General features: G+C 52.8%; 6 protein-coding genes. All 6 read left to right on the plus strand.

What is annotated here, in order from left to right; translation table 11 throughout:
- On the plus strand, positions 1–837 hold an 837-nt coding region (locus tag PLH32_17640; GenBank protein HQJ66432.1), incomplete at its 5' end, for a recombinase RecT.
- 348 nt (positions 838–1,185) lie between these two features.
- Entirely contained in the window at positions 1,186–2,019 is an 834-nt protein-coding gene (locus PLH32_17645; GenBank protein HQJ66433.1) for a site-specific DNA-methyltransferase, read from the plus strand.
- 252 nt (positions 2,020–2,271) lie between these two features.
- Positions 2,272–3,276: a three-Cys-motif partner protein TcmP gene (gene tcmP, locus PLH32_17650; GenBank protein ID HQJ66434.1), complete on the plus strand. Its 1,005-nt coding sequence runs from the start codon at positions 2,272–2,274 to the stop codon at positions 3,274–3,276.
- A 2-nt stretch (positions 3,277–3,278) separates the two neighbouring features.
- Positions 3,279–4,628 (plus strand): DUF5131 family protein, encoded by a 1,350-nt coding sequence (locus PLH32_17655; protein ID HQJ66435.1) that lies wholly within the window; start codon positions 3,279–3,281, stop codon positions 4,626–4,628.
- Positions 4,629–4,713: 85 nt separating this feature from the next.
- The gene (locus PLH32_17660) at positions 4,714–5,541 is read left to right on the plus strand and encodes a hypothetical protein (GenBank protein HQJ66436.1); all 828 of its coding nucleotides are present in this window, start codon (positions 4,714–4,716) and stop codon (positions 5,539–5,541) included.
- Positions 5,513–6,750 (plus strand): replicative DNA helicase (locus tag PLH32_17665; GenBank protein ID HQJ66437.1); only part of this gene is annotated, 1,238 nt, incomplete at its 3' end. The genes PLH32_17660 and PLH32_17665, both read left to right, overlap by 29 nt.

The following is a 6,750-nucleotide window of genomic DNA, read 5'->3' on the forward strand; positions in this document are numbered from 1 at the left end:
GTGATGAATGCCGCCATGCTTGGGCTGGACATCACCCCGCAGTTCGGGCAGGCCTACTTTGTCCCGCGCAACAACTCCAAGATCAACGCCAAGGAATGCACCTTCATGGTGGGCTACAGGGGATGGGTGCAGCTGTTCCGCCGCTCCGGCGAGATCTCCACGATCTACGCTGAGGTGGTCCGTGAAGGCGACGAGTTCACGGTCGAATACGGCCTGGAGAATAACCTGGTCCACAAACCGAACCTCACCAAGCGCGGCAAACTGATCGCCGTCTACGCGGTGGTCAAGTACAAGGACGGTGGTTATAATTTCTCCGTTCTGACTGAGGCCGACGTTCTGGCCCGCAAGCGCAGAAGCCAAGCCGTGCAGAATGGCAAGTCTTCTCCATGGGATACCGACCCCGAAGCCATGTGGAAAAAGTCGGCCATCCGGTCCTTGATCCCCTACGTCCCCGCCTCTGTCGAAATGCTCAAGGCCGCTGTCACCGATGGCGCGGTGATCAATTCCGACATGTTCAGCCAGGAGACCAAAGACCTGGACCTGGACAAGATCGAGAACGCCGAGGAGACTGAGGCCGAGGATGTGACCGGCCAGGATAAGGAAGATCCGAAGCCTCAGCCCCAGCAGGAAAAGAAGGAACGGCCCCAGGATGCCAAGGATGAATTCCTGTCGATGGCCAGGCCGCTTATGACCACGATCATCAAAGCCCGCGGATCCGATTATTTCGCCCGGGTGCTGGCAACCGTCGGGTATAATGATCTTGAGTCCGTGCCGCTTAATATGCAAAGCAGAATGATCGATGCCCTGCAGTACGAGGTTGATCATATCAACAAATAACCGTCGTCCCACTCCAGAAGCCAGGGCGGCCGGCCTGTCTCCTCGATCGATGCTGGCCGCCCTGGTAGATAATAAAAACGGAGCGCTTATATGAATGCAAAACCTGACGATCACGTTGAATGCCCAGATTGTGGAGGAGACGGCAAAGAGACTTGCAATAACCCTGATCATAATTCCGGGCGGCTTGGATGTCCCGTATGTGGATACGATCCACTACACAAGGTTATAGGCGGCATAAATGATGCGTTCTCGGCCAAGGTGCGTGAGGGGCATTATTGGGGATGGCGGTAGTATCACCCGCCGCGCTGGCGCTCGCGGGCGTTCAATTCGTCCGGCGGCGGCAAAATGATGAATAACGATAAAGGCGTTGACATGCTGATAAACGACCACTTCCAGAACTTCAAGCAATACAATATCCCAAAGGCGCAGTTGGTAATTGCGGACATCCCGTTCAACATCGGCAAGAACGCATACGGCTCTAATCCGGCGTGGTACATCGACGGCGACAACAAAAACGGCGAAAGCCATCTCGCTGGGAAAAACTTCTTTGACACCGACAACGATTTCCGCCCGGCTGAGTTTATGGAATTCTGCAATCGCATGATGCGCAAAGAGCCAAAGGAACGAGGCGAGGCACCATGCATGGTGATATTCTGCGAGTTCGAGCAGCAATTTCAGATTATCGAGTTGGCTAAAAAGTATGGCATTAATGGCTACATCAACCTTGTATTTCGCAAGAATTTCAGCGCCCAGGTACTCAAGGCCAATATGCGCATCGTTGGCAACGCTGAATATGGCCTCGTGCTCTACCGCGACAAGCTGCCAAAGTTCCGCAATGACGGCAAGATGATATTTAACGTCATGGACTACGAGAGAGACGCCGAAGGGCCGCTATATGAGAAAATTCACCCGACGCAGAAGCCGGTTCGGCTCATGGAGCGGCTCATAAGCATATTTACGGATCCCGGCGACGTGGTGATTGACCCGGTTGCTGGAAGTGGTTCAACGCTAATCGCCGCTGAGAATCTTGGCCGCAAAGCATATGGGTTTGAAATAAAGAAGGATTTTTACCGCAAAGCTGTCAAGTGGATTGACAAAAATAGGCTTGTACGCAGCGAAATTAAAGAGTACGGATTCGCTAAGACGCTCATCAATGAACTGCAGCCGAGTTTGTTTGGGTAATCCCACCCACCGCGCTAGCGATCGCGGGCGTTCGATTCGTCCGGCGGCGGCAAAGTAATTACAATAGGACTTGACAATGGCACATAAAATGCTTATACTTAATCGTCCAAACCTATTCGCATTGTCATATCTGCGCCTTATCTCGAGGCCAGTAGTTTTAGGTCCGATGTCCCGCGAGGGCTCGGGAATCCATGCGAATGGGTTTGGGCACCTAAATACTGCTGGCCTTTTTTATTGTGGTGAGGTGCTGTGATGCCTGTTGAAAATGGAGTTGGTCAATCAGCGTACACAGAGACGAAACAAGAGCATCTGCGGACAATTCTGCGGACGCACATCAACATCGTTAAGAGTATCCTTAAAAAACGAAGTTATAGTCTGCCGTGCTATTATTACTACGACATCAATGCCGGTCCTGGGATCTACAACAATGGCGAAATTGGAAGTCCGCTCGTATTCGTCCAGGAGGCCGAGCGCGCCCGCATTAATTACCAGGCGGTGTTCATTGAAATCAAAGATGACAGTTACAACCGCCTGTTATCCCTCTTTGGCGACAATCCGCACGTTAAAATCTATCATGGCGATAATCAAGAGATCCTGCCACTTTTAATCCCCAATACTAAAGACCGCCAGTGGCGTTATGGCATGATCTACACAGACCCGAATGGCATTTTTAACGACAAAGCCATTGCCGACTTTGTAAATCGTGAGTGCTTTTCGGCAACTGATGTTTTAATTAACTGTCCAGCATCAGCCATAAAGCGATCGATTAACTGCTGCAAATGCAAAGACGATCGCAGGCTTGAGGATCGACTGCGCCAGATCAATAAGAAATACTGGATAGTCAAAGATCCACAGAACAGCCGCTGGCAATGGACGCACATCATGCTCACCAACTGGCCGAATCATCCCGAATTTTCACAGATCAACATGTACCGCCATAATAGTCAAGCTGGAAAGGCAATCTTTGCCAAGCTGAATAATACCAATAAAGAGCTGGCATCGTTGACAAATTATGGCCTCTTCGAGCAAGGATGGGCGACCTATAACGACTATCTGAAAAGCGATGAATTTTCCCAAGTGCGCAAAGCTGTTTTCGCGCGGTCAAAAGGTATGTGTGATATTTGCAAAAACAACCAAGCGACAGAACCGCATCATATTGCCTACTCGCATTGGTATGCCGGCGAAGTGGATGCGCTCGAAAATTTGGTGGCAGTCTGCCATCAGTGCCATTGTCGCATTCACGGTAAGGAGAAATAACCATGATCAAAATGGCACTGAATTTACTAAAGCCACACCCGCTTAATGCCAAAATATATGGCGATTCTGCTGATGCGGATTTGGTTGAAAGCATCGAGGCCAACGGCATCCTCTCGCCGATCCTGGTGACCTCAGAGAAAGCAGAGATCGGTCCGAACGTGATCATCTCCGGACATCGCCGTTACTACGCCGCAAAACGGCTCGGCGTGGACGCTGTACCGGTTTTTATCTCTGATATTTATGACGCGATCGACATTGAGGAAGCGGTTATTGTTGCTAATAAACAGCGACAGAAAAATGGAGAACAGATTGGCCGCGAAATACAAAAACTTATGGACATAGTGAGTAAAAGAGCAAGACAGCGTAGTTTAGCTAATCTTAATAATAATAATATACCTGTCGAGGTGGGGAATTTACCACCTCGAGGATCATCAGGTAAATCTCGAGATGTTGTTGGTAGAATGCTTGGTATAGGTGGAACCACTGCAATTCGCGCAGCAAAAGCCGTTACTGTCATTGACGATCTTCTTGCAGGCGGCGAAGTGGAACAAGCCGAAGAGATCCGTACAGCTCTCAACAAAAGCGTCAATTCCGGCTATAGTCTCGCTAAGGAGCATATCGATCGGGAAGAGCGCGCCGCATCAGAGTCTACCAATAAGAGCACATTCAACGCCACCAATGATAACATTGAATGGGCGAAGTGGTCCTGGAATCCAGTCACCGGCTGTAAATTCGGCTGCCCGTACTGCTATGCCCGCGACATCGCCATGCGTTACACCGGACATTTTGACCCAACATTTCACGAGAACCGCCTCAACGCGCCGCACAATACCAATATCCCGGAATCACGCCGTTATGAGGCGGGAATCAAGAATGTATTTGTATGCTCGATGGCTGATTTATTTGGTGACTGGGTTTCAGAGGAATGGATAAATAAGGTCCTCGATAGCATTCGTAAAGCACCGCAGTGGAATTTTATTTTGCTGACCAAAAATCCGAAACGTTATCTTCAATTTAAATTTCCAGATAACTGTTGGATTGGCGCTACCGCCGACACGCAGAATCGGGCTGACGATGCACTTGAAGTATTCGATGAAATGTCAAAGATGGGGACAAAACCTGAGGTAACATTTTTATCTTGCGAGCCATTATCAGAATCTATCAGTCTTCCAGAGTTTGGATGTTATATCGACTGGCTGATTATTGGTGGCCGTAGCAGATCATCAAAACTACCAGAAGCACAGCCAGAATGGGAATGGGTTGAATCTTTACTTATGCAAGCAAGACAGAATGGAATTAAGCTGTACTTCAAGCCAAACCTGACGGTACAGCCAAAAGAATATCCAGAGTAACACACCACCACACACCAACTTCTACTTACCATTCCGGCGCAGCATAGACAGGCAGCAATGGCCGGGCGGATGAAGGGTACACATTATGGCACGCAACAGGATTATCAAGCCAGAGTTTTGGGCAGACGCGAAGGTAGGGCGGCTATCGTTTGGCGCACGGCTGCTATATATCGCCATGTGGAACTTTGCCGATGACTACGGCACGATCAGCGCCAGCCCGCGCCGCCTACTTGGCGACGCCTTTGAAAATGACGAGAGCGTGACGCTAGAAAACGTGCAGGGCTGGCTGACAGAAATTGAGACCCAGGGGCAGATCCGCAAGTATACCGCCAACGAAAAAGACTGGTACGAGATCGTACATTTCAAAGACCACCAGCGTATCAGCCACAAATCCACCAGAGTTAATCCGAAACCACCCGTGCAACTCTCCGGCGACTCTCCGGCGACTCTCCGGCAAGACACCGGCCCTAATGTTAATGTTAATGATAATGGTAATGGCAATGGTAATGGCTGCAATGAACAGCAGCAGGACGCGCCGCCCGCCTCAAAGCCGGAGAAGCCGCTCGCACTTCACGATCAAGCCTACATTCTCATGTTCGCGCAAATCGCCGCGCTATTCGGCGAAGCTGACCTCAGTCCGTCGCATAATCGCATTGATGTCCTAAAAAAAGCCGTCAAGAACGTATCTATAGGCGGCTTTGACCGGATCCTGGAGGCGGCCAACAATTTGGCCCGCTCGCCCGCGCCGGATTGCATGAAGCGGTATGACTGGCTGCTGCACCGCTTCGACTACGCCGAACACATTACCGAGTTCCTGACCGCCAAGAACAATACCCGCCCGCGTCCGCGCAAATATACGCCGGTGCCGGATGACTGGAGACCAGATGCAGACGCAACCACTACCGCACAATGACTACGCCGAAATGATCGCCATCGGCTGCTTGCTCGAGGGCTACCAGCCCGAGCACATCCTTGCCGAGCTGGTGCCGGATGATTTTTATGGCGCCGCCAACCGGATCATCTTCGCCGCTGCGCGCGACGTGGCCGCCGTTGATGCCCCGGTGGGGCTGTTCACCGTCATCGACCGGCTGCGCACCGACGGCAACCTCGAGAAGGTCGGCGGGGAAGCGTACCTCTTGCGCTGCGCCGGCCAGGTGGTGAGCACTACGCAAGCCGAAGGCGCGGTCTGGGGTGTGCGGGACGCGGCGCTGTTGCGCAAGGGGTACATGGCGGCCACCAATGCGGCGCGGGAACTGGCAACGCCGGGGAAGAACGCCACCGAACTCATCGGCGGGTTGCAGTCCGAGCTGTTGAAAATTACCGCGCGCGACCGCGAGCAGACCGCCGTCACCGCCAAAGAGGTAATGACCGCCACCGTGGCCGATATTGACGCCTCGCGCGGGCGCGGAGAGATCTCGGGCGTGGCGACCGGCTTCCGGTTATTGGACTACTGGACCGGCGGGCTGCAAAAGGGAGAGCTCATCATCCTCGCCGCTCGCCCGTCGATGGGCAAAACGTCGCTGATGATGGATGTGGTCCGCCATGCGACGCTGAACGGCACACACGCCTATGTGTTTTCGCTAGAAATGGCCGCGCGGCAGTTGGGGCTGCGGCTGGTATGCAGTGAAGCGATGATCGATAGCCACCGGGTGCGCACTGGCCGGATAGACGACGGCGAGCGGGCGCGGCTAGCGCAAGCGGCAGCGAAATTGTCCGCATGCAAGCTGCACGTCAACGACTCGGCCAATGACCTGGCCGAGATCGTCGCTGCGGTCAAGCGCGAGCGCGAATATACGCCGCTTGGCCTGATCTGCGTCGATTACCTCGGGCTGATCTACAACCGCCATCTGCGCGCCGAGAACCGCAACATCGAGATCGGCATGATGACGCGGCAACTCAAGGCGCTGGCTAAAGAGATTGACGTGCCGGTTCTATGCCTCTCGCAACTTTCCCGCGTCAATGAGGCGGCAAAAGACAAGCGGCCGACGCTGAACGCGCTGCGCGAATCAGGCAATATCGAACAAGATGCCGACACGGTTCTGTTCATCCATTCCGATGATTATTACGACCGCGAGGCCGAGGCCGGGGCGCAGCGCACCGAATGGCGGTCGGATCTGATCAT

This window comes from bacterium, from assembly GCA_035419245.1.
GTDB lineage: Bacteria > Zhuqueibacterota > Zhuqueibacteria > Residuimicrobiales > Residuimicrobiaceae > JAKPUX01.

Excerpts from the sequence above, each read along its gene's own strand:
- PLH32_17655 (HQJ66435.1), top strand. The coding sequence starts at position 3,279 with ATGATCAAAATGGCACTGAATTTACTAAAGCCACACCCGCTTAATGCC.
- PLH32_17645 (HQJ66433.1), top strand. The coding sequence starts at position 1,186 with ATGAATAACGATAAAGGCGTTGACATGCTGATAAACGACCACTTCCAG.
- PLH32_17660 (HQJ66436.1), top strand. The coding sequence starts at position 4,714 with ATGGCACGCAACAGGATTATCAAGCCAGAGTTTTGGGCAGACGCGAAG.
- tcmP (HQJ66434.1), top strand. The coding sequence starts at position 2,272 with ATGCCTGTTGAAAATGGAGTTGGTCAATCAGCGTACACAGAGACGAAA.